This window comes from Pseudomonas sp. HD6515 (genome assembly GCF_024971855.1).
Classification (GTDB): domain Bacteria; phylum Pseudomonadota; class Gammaproteobacteria; order Pseudomonadales; family Pseudomonadaceae; genus Aquipseudomonas; species Aquipseudomonas alloputida.
In genome coordinates this window covers 902,471-916,107 of the sequence record NZ_CP079827.1, presented here as the reverse complement: position 1 = coordinate 916,107, position 13,637 = coordinate 902,471, and the positions used below count along the sequence as shown (strand labels likewise).

The 13,637-nt window shown below is 61.9% G+C and carries 13 protein-coding genes and 2 pseudogenes; 5 read left to right on the top strand and 10 right to left on the bottom strand.

Features of this window, described 5'->3' with window-relative positions; genetic code table 11:
• Positions 1 to 48: 48 nt before the first annotated feature.
• Complete coding sequence (locus KW568_RS04355; RefSeq protein ID WP_004575863.1) at positions 49 to 2,208, bottom strand: DUF1631 domain-containing protein; 2,160 nt, start codon at positions 2,206 to 2,208, stop codon at positions 49 to 51.
• A 242-nt stretch (positions 2,209 to 2,450) separates the two neighbouring features.
• Here KW568_RS04355 and nadC point away from each other — a divergent pair, with 242 nt between their 5' ends.
• Positions 2,451 to 3,299, top strand: coding sequence for a carboxylating nicotinate-nucleotide diphosphorylase (gene nadC, locus KW568_RS04350; RefSeq protein ID WP_004575864.1), 849 nt, complete (start codon positions 2,451 to 2,453; stop codon positions 3,297 to 3,299).
• Between the two features lie 75 nt (positions 3,300 to 3,374).
• Here nadC and trxB read toward each other — a convergent pair whose 3' ends face one another.
• A complete protein-coding gene (gene trxB, locus KW568_RS04345; RefSeq protein ID WP_004575865.1) occupies positions 3,375 to 4,337 on the bottom strand; it encodes a thioredoxin-disulfide reductase in 963 nt (320 codons plus the stop codon).
• Between the two features lie 330 nt (positions 4,338 to 4,667).
• On the opposite strand from trxB, the gene cysZ reads away from it, so the two are divergent.
• Positions 4,668 to 5,396 (top strand): sulfate transporter CysZ, encoded by a 729-nt coding sequence (gene cysZ, locus KW568_RS04340; RefSeq protein WP_004575866.1) that lies wholly within the window; start codon positions 4,668 to 4,670, stop codon positions 5,394 to 5,396.
• Between the two features lie 318 nt (positions 5,397 to 5,714).
• Here the strand turns inward: cysZ and KW568_RS04335 are convergent, their stop codons facing one another.
• From KW568_RS04335 to KW568_RS31025, 6 genes and pseudogenes are all read right to left on the bottom strand, one after another.
• The gene (locus tag KW568_RS04335; RefSeq protein ID WP_004575867.1) at positions 5,715 to 6,338 is read right to left on the bottom strand and encodes a GAD-like domain-containing protein; all 624 of its coding nucleotides are present in this window, start codon (positions 6,336 to 6,338) and stop codon (positions 5,715 to 5,717) included.
• 14 nt (positions 6,339 to 6,352) lie between these two features.
• Positions 6,353 to 6,592 carry a polymorphic toxin type 15 domain-containing protein gene (locus tag KW568_RS31045; RefSeq protein ID WP_409077987.1) on the bottom strand — a complete coding sequence of 80 codons (240 nt, stop codon included), beginning with the start codon at positions 6,590 to 6,592 and terminating at the stop codon, positions 6,353 to 6,355.
• A 34-nt stretch (positions 6,593 to 6,626) separates the two neighbouring features.
• Positions 6,627 to 6,950, bottom strand: coding sequence for a DUF6861 domain-containing protein (locus KW568_RS31040; RefSeq protein WP_409077984.1), 324 nt, complete (start codon positions 6,948 to 6,950; stop codon positions 6,627 to 6,629).
• Entirely contained in the window at positions 6,878 to 7,123 is a 246-nt protein-coding gene (locus KW568_RS31035; RefSeq protein WP_050562520.1) for a hypothetical protein, read from the bottom strand. The genes KW568_RS31040 and KW568_RS31035 overlap by 73 nt, the downstream gene beginning before the upstream one ends.
• A gap of 225 nt (positions 7,124 to 7,348) precedes the next feature.
• Positions 7,349 to 7,762, bottom strand: a pseudogene (locus tag KW568_RS31030) (methyl-accepting chemotaxis protein); the annotation flags it as partial.
• 180 nt (positions 7,763 to 7,942) lie between these two features.
• A pseudogene (locus tag KW568_RS31025) lies at positions 7,943 to 8,536 on the bottom strand (PAS domain-containing protein); the annotation flags it as partial.
• 307 nt (positions 8,537 to 8,843) lie between these two features.
• Here KW568_RS31025 and KW568_RS04320 point away from each other — a divergent pair.
• Entirely contained in the window at positions 8,844 to 10,034 is a 1,191-nt protein-coding gene (locus KW568_RS04320; RefSeq protein WP_004575869.1) for a glycosyltransferase family 1 protein, read from the top strand.
• A gap of 63 nt (positions 10,035 to 10,097) precedes the next feature.
• On the opposite strand, the gene KW568_RS04315 is transcribed toward KW568_RS04320, so the two are convergent.
• Entirely contained in the window at positions 10,098 to 10,580 is a 483-nt protein-coding gene (locus tag KW568_RS04315) for a glutathione peroxidase (RefSeq protein ID WP_004575870.1), read from the bottom strand.
• A 145-nt stretch (positions 10,581 to 10,725) separates the two neighbouring features.
• Positions 10,726 to 11,211: a peptidylprolyl isomerase gene (locus KW568_RS04310; protein WP_003247325.1), complete on the bottom strand. Its 486-nt coding sequence runs from the start codon at positions 11,209 to 11,211 to the stop codon at positions 10,726 to 10,728.
• On the opposite strand from KW568_RS04310, the gene KW568_RS04305 reads away from it, so the two are divergent.
• Together KW568_RS04305 and pta are read left to right on the top strand one after the other, a co-directional pair.
• Positions 11,210 to 11,512, top strand: coding sequence for a DUF3565 domain-containing protein (locus KW568_RS04305; protein WP_060545828.1), 303 nt, complete (start codon positions 11,210 to 11,212; stop codon positions 11,510 to 11,512). The two genes, KW568_RS04310 and KW568_RS04305, sit on opposite strands and share 2 nt — an antisense overlap.
• A 31-nt stretch (positions 11,513 to 11,543) precedes the next feature.
• The gene (pta, locus tag KW568_RS04300) at positions 11,544 to 13,631 is read left to right on the top strand and encodes a phosphate acetyltransferase (RefSeq protein WP_003247327.1); all 2,088 of its coding nucleotides are present in this window, start codon (positions 11,544 to 11,546) and stop codon (positions 13,629 to 13,631) included.
• The last annotated feature ends 6 nt before the right edge of the window (positions 13,632 to 13,637 follow it).

Below are 13,637 nucleotides of genomic sequence, written 5' to 3'. Positions count from 1 at the left end.
GCCCTGCGGCCAACACCGTGTGCATGTGAATGATTGTAATGAGTCTGCCTATTGCGCCTGCCCTTGCCGCAAGCTCTCAAGTACCGCCTCCAGCGCCCGTTCGAATAACAGGCGGTCATCCAGTACGCGCACTTCGTGCCGCTGCAGTGCCTGGGCCAGGCTGGCGCTGCTCCACTCGCGCACTTTCATGCCGGTGCGGTTGGCAAACACCAGCCTGTCACTGCTGTCAATGCGCGCGACCAGCTTGCAGCGCAGTGGTTCATCCTCGTCGAGCACCTCGACCCAGGTGCCGATGCGCAGGCGTTGCGCCTGGCGCAGCGCTGCAGCCTGCCCGTCGGCAGCGTGCAGGGGCACGCAGGCGGGCTCTTCGGCAATAGCCAGCACAATCTCTTCGGCCACCCGCACATCGCCCAAGGATTGGCCCTCCCTGCCCGGCAGCGCCTCATTACCTGCGCAGGCCCGCAGGTGCAACTGTTCCAGTTGCAGGAAGAACTCGCGGGTCGCCACCGCGTCCAGGGCTACACTGGCCAGGCCATCGCGCAGCGCCTTGAGCAGGCCTGGCACTTGCTGCAGCAAGGCTTGTGGCTCATGTGGCGGCGTGATGCTGGCCAGCAGCATGTCCATCGTCTGCACTGCGTCGTGCCAGGCCTGTGAGCCCTCGCCCTGTTTCAGCCAAGCCAGCAGCAGTACCTGGCTCCAGGCCTGCACCAGCATTTGCACCACCACCTGCGGCAGTACCCGGCTACGCAGGCGCTGGTTGAGCACGTGCTGCACCTGCTGCCTGGCTTGCATTGCCCGGGCACGGCCTTCTTCGGCGTCGCGAGTGCGTTGCTCCAGCAACTCGTTACGTCGCCGTTCGTCCTGATTGAATGCCAGGAAGTCGTCGAGCAACTCGGCGAACAGGCTGGCATCGTCGGCAAAATCATTGAGCAAACGCTGGACGATACGCTCTACCCGCACGTGCAAGCTGTCACGCTGGCCTTCGCTGCCGCACTCCCAGCCAATCGCGGCGCCGGCGATTTCGTTGAGCAAACGGCGCGCCGGGTGGCTACTCCGGCTGAACAGCCCCTTGTCCAGTAATGCCACCTTGAGCAGGGGAATATGAAGGCGCGCAATCAGCGCCCGCAGGCTGGCCGGCAGGTTGTCATCGTTGTGGATGAACGCGAACAGCAGGCCAACCAGGTTGATCATGTCTTCATCAGCCACGTGAAGGCGCCGGCGCGTGCCGCTGCGCACGCTGACCCGCAACAGCAGCTGCTCAAGCTGCTGGCCGAGCTCGAAGTCATCGGCCTCGTACGTGGCGGGCACATAGCGCTGCAAATGCGACAGTAGCCGGAGCAGGTCAGCGGTACTGATCGGCTGGGCGGCAGCCACCGCGTGCAAGCGCGGAGCGAACTGCCCGCGCACCGGCGCCAGCAGTGCCTGCAACGAGGCAAACAACGCCTGCCCTGCGGCGTCCGCCCCCTCCTCCTGGCCAAGGTTCGCCGGCCCGGGTCGCGCACGCATGCGCCGGTCTTCGGCACGCCGGCGCGGCGCCGGTTGCAGCTCGGGCAGTACGCCGGCAGCGGCCAGCAACTGATTGGCTTCGCCATAGATCACATCGGCATCACGTAGCACATAACGCTCGAACAGCTTCAGCAGCACCAGCTTGACCCGCAGGCCAACGCCCAGATTACGCCCGGCCTCGAGGAAGTAACGACACAGCGCGGCTGGCCCCAATGGGTTGTGCTGCTCGTACAGGGGGCGGTCGAGCAATGCCTGCAGGCGCAGACCCAGTTGCTGCAGGGCAATGCCATCGCGTGACAGTACCCGCGCCACCATGCCCTCGATGGCGGCGGCCCGCTCCATTTGAGCCTTGCTGCGCGGGTTGCCCGGCTCGACCAGGTTTGCCAGCAAGTCGACCTGGCCGGCTCGGAGGAAAGCATCATGGAACGTATCCAGAAAACCACGCTCGATGCTCTTGCGCTTCAGGCGCAGGTCACGCATGGCCTCGAAGTACAGGTTCTGGTCACCGCGGTCCGAGGCCTTGTCGGCCATTTCGAAGAGCATGTCATCGGCATTGTCGAACAAGTCCTGCAGGCCCTGACGCAACTGCAACGCGGCCTTGTCGCGCACCTGCAGCAACACGACCGGAAGGCAAGGATGAGGCGTGCGCCCCCCTCGGTCGATGGCTGCCGCCAAGGGCACCACCTTGCCTTCTTTTTGCATCCTGGACTCCTTGCAGGGTGTCTTGCCCGAAAGGGCTGAAAATCGTCAAAGCCATGGCGCCAAATACCAGTCGCCATTATCGGTAAAAAACCGTATAGCTACCAGCGCCGTTTCGCTGGCTGGCTAATGACCCTGATCGGCTCCGATTACTCACAACGCCCGACCAAAGGTCAGCGCCAAGGCGGCTGTACACACCGGCCCCCTGCCCTATAATCGCGGGCACCTAGCTTGTGGAGCCGACCATGCCGAACCTACGCCTTGCCGACCTGACCGCTGAAATTGAAGCCAACGTGCGCCGCGCGCTGTTGGAGGACATCGGCAGTGGCGATATCACCGCGCAACTGATTCCGGCCGAGCGCCTGGCCAAAGCGACCATCATCACCCGTGAAAACTGCGTGGTCGCCGGTACCGCTTGGGTCGATGCCGTATTCCGCCAGCTCGACCCGCGCGTTGCTGTGCACTGGCAGGTGGCCGACGGTGAGCAGGCCACTGCCAATCAGCCGTTGTTCCACCTGGAAGGCCCGGCCCGTTCGCTGCTCAGTGGGGAGCGCAGCGCACTGAACTTCCTGCAGATGCTGTCGGGGGTCGCCACCCGTGCGCGCTTCCTCGCCGACTTGGTTGCAGGCACTCAGGTGCGCCTGCTGGACACCCGCAAAACCCTGCCGGGCCTGCGCCTGGCGCAAAAATACGCAGTGACCTGCGGTGGGTGCGACAACCACCGCATAGGCCTGTACGACGCCTTCCTGATCAAGGAAAACCACATCGCCGCCAGCGGCGGCGTAGCCGAGGCGGTGGCCGCAGCACACCGCATTGCGCCGGGCAAGCCGGTGGAAATCGAGGTCGAAAGCCTGGACGAACTGCGCCAGGCGCTGGCCGCTGGCGCGGACATCATCATGCTCGACGAGCTGAGCCTGGACGAAATGCGCGAAGCCGTGCGCATTACCGCTGGCAAAGCCAAACTTGAAGCCAGCGGCGGGGTCAACGAAACGACCCTGCGGGTGATTGCCGAGACGGGGGTGGACTACATCTCGATTGGCGCCATGACCAAGGATGTGAAAGCGGTGGACCTGTCGATGCGACTGAGCCTGTGAGCTGATTGCAGACCATAAAAAACCGGCGCTTGGCCGGTTTTTTATTGGGGGCGCTTTGCCCCCCTTTTTCTCAGATCAGGACGAGGCGTTGGCCAAACCGTCCAGGTAGCGCTCGACATCCAGCGCCGCCATGCAGCCCGCACCGGCCGACGTGATGGCCTGGCGGTAAACGTGGTCAGCCACGTCGCCAGCGGCAAACACACCCTCGACGTTGGTCGCGGTGGCGTTGCCTTCGCGGCCGCCGTTGACTACCAGGTAGCCGTCTTTCAGGGTCAGCTGGCCTTCGAACAGCGAAGTGTTCGGGGTGTGGCCAATGGCGATGAACACGCCGTCGACCTTGATTTCGTCGCTGCTGCCGTCGTTGTTCTTCAGGCGCGCACCGGTTACACCCATGTTGTCACCCAGCACTTCGTCCAGGGTGGCGTTGAGCTTGAGCTCGATCTTGCCTTCGGCCACACGGGCGTTCAGCTTGTCGACCAGGATCTTCTCGGCGCGGAAGGTTTCGCGACGGTGTACCAGGGTCACCTTGCTGGCGATGTTGGCCAGGTACAGTGCCTCTTCCACGGCAGTGTTACCACCACCGACCACGGCGACCGGCTTGTTGCGGTAGAAGAAACCGTCACAGGTGGCACAGGCCGAAACACCCTTGCCCATGAAGGTTTCTTCCGACGGCAGGCCCAGGTAGCGAGCGCTGGCGCCAGTGGCGATGATCAGCGCATCACAGGTGTACTTGCCGCTGTCACCCTGCAGGGTGAACGGCTTGTTGGCCAGGTCGACAGCGTTGATGTGGTCGAAGACGATTTCGGTTTCAAAACGCTCGGCGTGCTCTTGCATACGCTGCATCAGAGCCGGGCCGGTCAGGCCGTGGGGGTCGCCCGGCCAGTTGTCGACTTCGGTGGTGGTGGTCAGCTGGCCACCCGCCTGCATGCCGGTGATCAGCAGCGGCTTGAGGTTGGCACGGGCGGCATACACCGCAGCGCTGTAACCGGCAGGGCCGGAACCGAGAATGATGACGCGCGAATGACGTACTTCAGACATGTCGAACTCCTGTCGAGCGGGCCGCAGGGCCGGCATCGGTGTACCGGCTGCGCCAGCCAAGAAATTAAAAAGGACCCACGCAGCACTTGGGGAAGGCTAAAACGCGCAGGCCCGCAAAGCGAAAAGTTGAGCGCACTGTAGCGAGGTCGCAAAGATTAAGGAAATATCCTTAGACAATCCACCTCATAGGCATCGCCTATGCTGCGATTTCATCGATAAACAAGCCCCGGGCGCTTTTGTTACATCCCGTTTCCCGCCCACGGCGTGCCTTTCGTCGGCGCGGCAAACTCGGTAAGGTCAGCGCGTTTTCCTTCTCTGCGGAGTATCTAGATGCAAGCCCCTGTCCTCTCTGGCCCCCAATACCTGCGCGAAGGCCTGAAACTGGTGCTGAGCCCCAACCTGCGGTTGTTCGTGCTGCTGCCTCTGGCGGTCAACCTGTTGCTGTTCGGTGGCCTGATCTACTTCGCCGGCCACCAGTTCGGCCTGTGGCTCGATGCCCTGATGCCCACGCTGCCTGACTGGCTGAGCTTCCTCAGCTACATCCTCTGGCCGCTGTTCGTTGCCTTGCTGGTGCTGATGGTGTTCTTCACCTTCACCTTGGTGGCCAACATCATTGCCGCGCCGTTCAACGGTTTTCTGGCGGAAAAGGTCGAGGTGGTAGTGCGTGGCGAAGACACCTTCCCAGCCTTCAGCTGGGGCGAGCTGGCAGCCATGGTACCGCGCACCTTCAGCCGCGAAATGCGCAAGCTGGGCTACTTCCTGCCACGCGCCATCGGCCTGTTCATCCTGTCGCTGATCCCGGTGGTCAACGTGGTGGCTGCGCCGCTGTGGCTGATCTTTGGCGTGTGGATGATGGCCATCCAGTACATCGACTACCCGGCGGACAACAACAAGATGAGCTGGCAGGACATGCTCGCCTGGCTGCGGCAGAAGCGCTGGCAGAGCCTGGGCTTTGGCGGCATCACCTACCTGGCGCTGATGATTCCAGGCGTGAACGTGCTGATGATGCCGGCGGCAGTGGCCGGGGCTACGTTGTTCTGGGTGCGGGAGCGGAGCTGATTCCTGGGCCGTGTGCGATTGACATGAATGGCGCGGGCCCCTGTGGGAGCGGCCTTGTGTCGCGATAGGGCCGCAAAGCGGCCCCGGCAATCTGTGCAGTGGCGCTGAAATCTGGGGCCGCTCTGCGGCCCTATCGCGACACAAGGCCGCTCCCACAAAAAAGCAGAGCGTGCCTGGCCTGGTTCACTGCCCCACTGGCTGCAAAACTGCCCCACCACATCCACCACCGGCTGCGCCCCGTCCTGAATCCCTATAATCACGCTGCCAGTCTCGTCGGCCAGCGCCAGCCTTTGCTCAGCCTGGCGGTTGACTGCGGCATTAATCTGGCTGCTCGGAAAAGGAGTAAGGTTGAAAATCTGTCAATTGCGCCAGAAAGATCAAGTGTTCAACAGCGCTGACTTTTCTAAGATGTTGCAGGGAGTCTGCCCCGCCCAGCATGAGCGCGGGGAAAAAGCCGTACATCTCGTCATGTTTAAGCCTACCCAGTTTTTCCTTGGCGGGATTGAAGAGACCATTGAAATCCATTGACTCCACTTCTCTTGACAAAATAAAGCCTTGAAGCTCAGTATTTAGTTGTTCCTTTGTGAATTCAGTTCGATAAAATATGTACTGAGACCCAACGCTTGTTATTTCCAATGAAAATCCAGTTTTTTCTCCCCAAAGATACAAGTCTCCGAAGGCACTTCTTGCAACCAAATGATAGCTGTCGTACGAAGCAAGTGCCGTGCCTGCAATCCAGCAGGAAACTACGGAGTCATATTCTTGCGGATTGACTAGCCAGAATATGCCCTCACCGTAGCCCCCCCACCCATGCTCGGACCAATATTCCAAAAGCTTGGGAGGAAGCTTGTCTCTGTATCTTTCGATTGTGGAGCCAGGTACTTCCCGGCGCTCAATCGGCGGACCGAAATTCTCAATCAAATTGGCAAATACTTTATCCATTTCAACCGTCTCACTTAGCACTTATGTAATTTGACATTCATGCGGATTGAGCCTCTGGACTCCAGGGGTACCCTTTCGGCCGTTTTCTTTAAGTTGGGTATCCTGGTTTTCCATTGGGCGCCTATCACTGAGTTAACCTGGCGGTCCCCAAAGTCCGATATGACGTCTCTACCTCCGGCGACGAGATCCGGATTGTGCAGTGCTGCTGTAATTGACATCCGGTTTCTGGCTTTTTCTATTGCAACCCGTTGCATTTCAAATGGGCCCATGGTTTTCCTGAGCTCTTTTTCAATCTTTCCTTGATAAATTCTTGCTCCTTTTTTCTCGCTCTCTGGGCAAGCCCTCGATGAAGAACTCGGCAATGCAAGCCAGCCCCAGCGCGCCAAGGATCCAACCACTGACCTTGAGGCCCATGGCCGCGCCTGCGCCAGCGAACGGTATGGTTCCGGCGACGCCGGCGAATGCGCCTACCCCTGCGCCAAGCAGGCCACCGGTAACGGTGCTGCCGACGACGATCATCGCCATCTGCTGCACGACCCTCAGCAGTTCGTCGACGATGCTGTTGATGTCGAGGTCGGCGAAGCGCTGCGTAGCAGGTGCGCCGCCTGCCATTCGGCGTGGTAGAAGGCTGTGCGGACAGCTTCGATCCGGCGCAGGTTGAGGCCCAGTGAGGCGACCTCTTCATTGAGGCTGGTGCGGAACTGGCCACCGCTTGGGTAGCCCACCATGGCGATGACACGTGACTCGATCTCGTGCCAGGAGGGCACGAGGTAATCCAGGTACATGAGGTGTCTCCCTGACAACGTGTGCAGGGGGAAATCCCATCATGGATTCGGATCGGAGGTTTCTGAGTCAGTTATAGGAAAATGCGACTTCGTTTCCGGCATGCTCGGCGAAGTTCAGCTGTTCAGTTGTTGCTGTGGGTAAGGCTGGAAATTTTTATCGTTCTTGAGATCGAGCGCCGCGCAGACGAAGCTCGATCCCATGGCCATTACAAACCCCAAGCCATATCAAAGACTCAACCGGCTGGAAAACTGCCCCACTACGTCCACTACCCGCTTCGCCCCGTCCTGGATCTCGACAATCACGCTGCCCGTCTCATCCGCCAGCGCCAGCCCCTGTTCGGCCTGGCGCTTGCTGGTGTCGATGATCGACACTGCCGCCTGCGCCAGTTGTTCGTTCTGCTGTACCACCCGGGCGATTTCTTCGGTGGCGGTGCTGGTGCGAGAGGCCAGTTGGCGCACTTCGTCGGCAACGACGGCAAAGCCCCGCCCTTGCTCACCGGCACGGGCGGCTTCGATGGCCGCGTTAAGGGCCAACAGGTTGGTCTGCCCGGCAATGTCGCTGATGGTCTTGATGATCGAACCGATCACCCGCGACTGGGTATCCAGCGCCTGGATCCCGTCGGCCGCCTCTTGCATCGAAGCCTCCAGTCCACGCATCACGGTGACAGTCTGGGTGACCACCTCGGTGGCCTTGCGAGCACTGACATCGGTACCCAGCGAGGTGTTGTAGGCGACATCTGCCGCCTCGGCCACTGCCAGCTCCTGGTTGACCTGATCGGTGATCACGGTGGCGAACTTGACCACCTTGTACAGCACATCGTGGGCATCGAAGATCGGGTTGTACGAGGCCTCCAGCCAGATCACCCGGCCATGGGCATCGATGCGCTTGAAGCGCTCGGCAACATATTCGCCACGGCGCAGCCGGTCCCAGAACGCTTGGTAGCCGGCCGAGTTGGCCTCCTGCGGTTCGCAGAACATGCGGTGGTGCTTACCGCGAATCTGCTCCAGGCGATAGCCGACGGTGGCCAGGAAACGATCGTTGGCAGTGAGAATGATGCCGTCGAGGTCGAACTCGATCACCGCAGTAGAGCGCATCAGGGCCTTGATCAGGCTTTCGTGCTCGCGTGAGGTCTCGATGGTTCGGGTCAGGTCGCTGGAATGCAGGGTGAAGTACTTGATGCGCCCCTCGCTGTTCTTCACCGGCTGCAGGATCGAGCGCAGCCAGGCTTCCTGACCATTGCCCCGCAGAAGACGGAACGCACCGTTCAGGTGTTCGCCACGGCTGATCGCACTTTTCATGCGCTGGTAGAAGTCCAGCGACTTTACGTGGGCGGGGACGATGTCCTCGATATTGCGTCCAAGCAATTGTTCGGCACGGTAGAGCATCTCGCTCTCGAAGTTGCCGTTGACCATCTCGATCCGTCCCTGAGGGTCGAGCTGCAGCACCAGCATCTCGCTGTCGAGACTACTCTTGACCTGTTCGATGGACATCAGGTCTTCGCGCAGTTGCCGGATTTCTTGCTTGAGCTTGTTGTTGAACATCACCGCTCTCCTGGAGCGCATCACGTAGTCGAATGCATCTTCATCGGCTGCCGGGGACACCTTCTTGAGTGCTGTGCGAGGAAATATTCATGAAGGCAAACGTGCCAGCGGTCAGGCGTCATCTTTACGTCACAAGGCGGTCACATTAGCGCAACCCGGCAGGCGGAAACTTTTTGTCATGAATACACCCGCCCTACGCATTACCTTGGTCAGCGAAACCTTCCCACCCGAGATCAATGGCGTGGCCAACACCCTTGGCCGCCTCAGTGAAGGGTTGCGCCAACGCGGCCATGAGGTCGAGGTGGTGCGCCCACGCCAGGCAGGCGAAGGGCACGCGTACAACGACCCGCACCTGATGCTGTGCCGTGGCTGGGCGCTGCCGGGCTACCCGGGTTTGCAGTGGGGCGAGGTGTCGATGCACAAGCTGTTGCGCCGCTGGCGCCGGCAGCGCCCGGATGTACTGTACATCGCCACCGAGGGGCCGCTGGGGCTCAGCGCCCTACGCGCGGCCCGACGCCTGGGGGTGGCAGTGGTCAGTGGCTTTCACACCAACTTCCCGCAGTATTCCGGCCAGTACGGCCTTGGCCTGCTGGCGCGCCTGCTCACTCACTACTTGCGCTGGTTCCATCGGCGCACGGCAATCACCTTGGTGCCGAGTGCCAGCCAGCGCCTGGAGCTGGAGCGTCGCGGCTTCGAACGCCTGGAGCTGCTGGCCCGAGGGGTCGATGCCTGCCTGTTCAATCCAGCCCGGCGCAGCCAGGCCCTGCGCGAAAGCTGGGGGCTAGGCCCGGAGGATATCGCCGTACTGCATGTCGGGCGACTGGCGGCGGAAAAGAACCTAGGCCTCCTAAGGCCTTGCTTTGAGGCATTACGCACGACCTATCCACAGAAGCGCCTGCGCCTGATCATGGTCGGCGACGGGCCTCAGCGCGCCAGGCTTGAACAAGAGATACCGGACGCCGTGTTTTGCGGCGCCCAGCGCGGTGAACGACTGGCCGAGCACTATGCCAGCGGCGACCTGTTCCTGTTCCCGAGCCTGACCGAGACCTTCGGCAATGTGGTGCTCGAAGCCATGGCCTCAGGGTTGGCGGTAGGTGCTTATGACGAGGCGGCCGCCGCGCAGCATATTCGCCATGGCCACAGTGGCGCGCTGGCCATGCCGGGGGACCAGGCAGCGTTTGTCGATGCAGCGTGCTGGTTGCTGGAAGAAGTGGAGACCTTGCGCAGGGTGCGCCTGAATGCGCGACAGCATGCCAGCCGTCAGGGCTGGCCGGCGATTGTCGAACAGTTCGAGGGGTATCTGAACAGCGCATGCCGGCAACCTGGTGCTACGGCTGGGCGTTCTGCGCAATTTTTGCAGCGCCTGTGAGATCCAGCGCCACCCGCGCGGCACTCGATCTCACAGGTGCCAAAACATCACGTCAGGCACTCTTCAGGCCAGGGCTTTCTCGATGGCCTGCACCACCGCTGGGTCATCCGGCGCCGTGCGCGGCGAGAAACGCGCCAGCACCCGGCCATCCTTGCCCACCAGAAACTTCTCGAAATTCCAGGTAATGTCACCGGGGAACTCGGCCCCCTCACCTGCCAGCAGGCGGTACAACGAATGGCGCTGCGGCCCGTTGACCTCCAGCTTGCTCCCCAGCGGGAAACTGACCCCGTAGTTGAGGCTGCAGAAGTCCTGGATTTCCTTTTCGCTACCCGGTTCCTGCCCGGCAAACTGGTTGCACGGCAGGCCAAGCACATTGAAGCCCTTGTCCTTGTAGATCTGGTAGAGGTTTTCCAGGGCCTTGTATTGCGGCGTCAGGCCACATTTGGAGGCAACGTTGACCACCAGCACCACTTGGCCCTTGAAGGGTGCGAGGGGCAGCTCTCCGCCGTTCAGCGCTTCCAGTTTCAGGTCGTGAAATGCACTCATGATGAAATCCCCTCTCAGGTTCCCGGTTGCCGTGCAGGCGAATTTCGCCCACTAAAAAGGCGCTCGTCCAAACCGTTCACCTCCCGTAGGAAGGCAAATCGGCTTGCCCGAGCGCCTGGCGACTTTCTGAGCTTAGCGCAGAAAATCAGTGGTGATGGCCACCTTCACCGTGGATGTGACGGTGAGCGATTTCTTCGTCGCTGGCGTCACGCACGTTCACAACCTTGACCTGGAAGGTCAGGCGCTGACCGGCCAGCGGGTGGTTGCCATCAACGGTGACGTCGTCGCCGTCGATGTCGCGGATGGTGACGATCTGCATCTGGCCGTCCGGCGCCGAAGCGTGGAACTGCATGCCCACTTCCAGCTCGTCGACACCTTCGAACAGGCTACGGTTCAGGGTGCTGACCAGTTCGGCCAGGTACTCGCCGTAGGCCTCTTCAGGTTCAATGGAAACGTTCAGCTCGTCACCAGCCTGCTTGCCTTCCAGGGCTTTTTCCAGGCCCGGGATGATGTTGCCGGCACCGTGCAGGTAAACCAGCGGCGCGCCACCGGCGGAGCTGTCGATGGTCTCCCCGGCGTCGTTGGTCAGGGTATAGTCGATGGAGACAGCCTTGTTGGCGGCGATCAGCATGGGGCAAGACCTTTTGCAAAAGAATGTAGAGCGGACAAGTGTAACCTTGCCATCGTCCGATTGCGAACGTGGTGCAGACGAGCAACGGCCCATCAGTCGGATCAACGGCTTTCATCGGGACGAAGAAGGCCACTGGGTGGTGGAACTTTCGTGCGGCCATACCCAGCACCTGCGCCACCAGCCGCCGTGGCAGGCACGCCCCTGGGTGCTCGACCCGGCACAACGTGCGCAACACATCGGCCAACCTTTCGCTTGCGGCTGGTGCGCACAAGGGGCCGATAGCGCTACCCTTGACCGTTAATTTCTTGCACCGCTTATTTCGAGAAGCACGCATGCAGACATTTTTCATTGCGCCGACCGACTTTGGTGTCGGCCTGACTTCGATCAGCCTGGGCCTGGTGCGCACCTTGGAGCGTGCCGGCCTGAAGGTCGGCTTCTTCAAGCCTATCGCCCAGCCCCACCCGGGTGACACCGGCCCCGAGCGCTCCACCGAACTGGTCGCCCGCACCCACGGCATCAAGCCACCGGTCCCACTGAGCCTGGCCCACGTCGAGCGCATGCTCGGCGATGGCCAACTGGACGAGCTGCTTGAAGAAATCATCCGCCTCTACCAGCAAGCCTGCGTCGGCAATGACGTGGTTGTGGTCGAGGGAATGGTGCCCACACGCCACGCCAGCTACGCAGCACGGGTCAACCTGCACCTGGCCAAGAGCCTGGATGCCGAAGTAATCCTGGTATCGGCCCCGGAAAACGAAGTGCTCAGCGAGCTGTCTGGGCGGGTCGAACTGCAGGCCCAACTGTTTGGCGGCCCACGCGACCCGAAAGTGCTCGGGGTGATCCTCAACAAGGTGCGTACCGACGAGAGCATGGCGGACTTCGCCACCCGCCTGCGCGAGCACTCGCCATTGCTGCGTGGCAATGACTTCCGCCTGCTTGGCTGCATCCCCTACCAGCCCGAGCTGAACGCACCGCGGACACGCGATGTGGCCGAGCTGCTCGGCGCCCAGGTGCTCAATGCCGGCGATTACGAGCAGCGGCGCATGAGCAAGATCATCATCTGTGCACGCACGGTGGCCAACACGGTCCCGCTACTGACCTCGGGTACCCTGGTGGTAACCCCGGGCGACCGCGACGACATCATCCTCGCTGTCAGCCTGGCAGCGATCAATGGCGTCCCCCTGGCCGGCTTGCTGCTGACCAGCGACAGCAAGCCTGACGTGCGCATCCTCGGCCTGTGCCGCGGTGCACTGCAGGCCGGCCTGCCGATCCTTTCGGTCAGCACCGGCTCGTACGACACCGCCAACCAGCTCAACTCGCTGAACCGCGAAATCCCGGTGGACGACCGCGAGCGTGCCGAGTTCATCACCGACTTCGTCGCCAGCCACCTCGACGCGGCCTGGCTGCACCAACGCTGCGGCACGCCGCGCGAACTGCGCCTGTCGCCGGCAGTGTTCCGCTACCAGCTGATCCAGCGTGCGCAGCAAGCCAACAAGCGCATCGTCCTGCCAGAAGGCGCCGAGCCACTGTTGGTGCAGGCCGCAGCCATCTGCCAGGCCCGCGGCATCGCCCGCTGCGTGCTGCTGGCCAAACCCGAAGACGTCGACGCCGTGGCCCGCGCCCAGGGCATCACGTTGCCGCCAGGGCTGGAGATTCTCGACCCCGAACTGATTCGCGGGCGCTACGTGGAACCCATGGTCGAGCTGCGCAAAAGCAAGAACCTCAACGCACCGATGGCCGAGCAGCAGCTGGAAGACCCGGTGGTGATCGGCACCATGATGCTGGCCCTGGACGAAGTAGACGGCCTGGTCTCGGGCCTGGTGCACTCCACGGCCAACACCATCCGCCCGGCCCTGCAGCTGATCAAGACCGCACCCGGCTCGAGCCTGGTCTCGTCGGTGTTCTTCATGCTGTTCCCCGAGCAGGTACTGGTGTACGGCGACTGCGTGATGAACCCGCACCCAAGCGCTGCCGAGCTGGCGGAGATTGCCCAGCAGAGTGCCGAATCGGCGCAGGCCTTCGGCATCGCGCCACGGGTGGCGATGATCAGTTATTCAAGCGATTCGGCCAGCGATGAAGAAGTCGAGAAAGTGCGCGAAGCGACACGCCTGGCACAGGACGCGGCCCAGGAGCTACTGATCGATGGGCCGTTGCAGTATGACGCAGCGGCCAACCCGGCGATCGCACGAGAGCTGGCGCCGGCGAGCCCGGTGGCCGGGCGCGCCACGGTGTTCGTGTTCCCCGACCTGAATACCGGCAATACGACCCACAAGGCGGTGCAGCGCAGTGCCGACGGGGTCAGCCTGGGGCCGATGCTGCAGGGTTTGCGCAAACCGGTGAACGACTTGCCGCGTGGGGCGCAGGTTGACGATATCGTGCATACCATTGCCCTGACGGCGATTCAGGCCAGCGTGGCGCGCTAAAAGCAG

Bases quoted from the DNA above. Each gene is read 5' to 3' on its own strand.
- KW568_RS04310 (WP_003247325.1), bottom strand. From the start codon at position 11,211: ATGCTGATCGCCGCCAACAAGGCTGTCTCCATCGACTATACCCTGACC.
- KW568_RS04320 (WP_004575869.1), top strand. From the start codon at position 8,844: ATGAATACACCCGCCCTACGCATTACCTTGGTCAGCGAAACCTTCCCA.
- KW568_RS04335 (WP_004575867.1), bottom strand. From the start codon at position 6,338: ATGGATAAAGTATTTGCCAATTTGATTGAGAATTTCGGTCCGCCGATT.
- KW568_RS04315 (WP_004575870.1), bottom strand. From the start codon at position 10,580: ATGAGTGCATTTCACGACCTGAAACTGGAAGCGCTGAACGGCGGAGAG.
- KW568_RS31035 (WP_050562520.1), bottom strand. From the start codon at position 7,123: ATGTACCTGGATTACCTCGTGCCCTCCTGGCACGAGATCGAGTCACGT.
- nadC (WP_004575864.1), top strand. From the start codon at position 2,451: ATGCCGAACCTACGCCTTGCCGACCTGACCGCTGAAATTGAAGCCAAC.
- pta (WP_003247327.1), top strand. From the start codon at position 11,544: ATGCAGACATTTTTCATTGCGCCGACCGACTTTGGTGTCGGCCTGACT.
- trxB (WP_004575865.1), bottom strand. From the start codon at position 4,337: ATGTCTGAAGTACGTCATTCGCGCGTCATCATTCTCGGTTCCGGCCCT.
- KW568_RS04355 (WP_004575863.1), bottom strand. From the start codon at position 2,208: ATGCAAAAAGAAGGCAAGGTGGTGCCCTTGGCGGCAGCCATCGACCGA.
- cysZ (WP_004575866.1), top strand. From the start codon at position 4,668: ATGCAAGCCCCTGTCCTCTCTGGCCCCCAATACCTGCGCGAAGGCCTG.
- KW568_RS04305 (WP_060545828.1), top strand. From the start codon at position 11,210: ATGGGGCAAGACCTTTTGCAAAAGAATGTAGAGCGGACAAGTGTAACC.
- KW568_RS31045 (WP_409077987.1), bottom strand. From the start codon at position 6,592: ATGCAACGGGTTGCAATAGAAAAAGCCAGAAACCGGATGTCAATTACA.
- KW568_RS31040 (WP_409077984.1), bottom strand. From the start codon at position 6,950: ATGGCAGGCGGCGCACCTGCTACGCAGCGCTTCGCCGACCTCGACATC.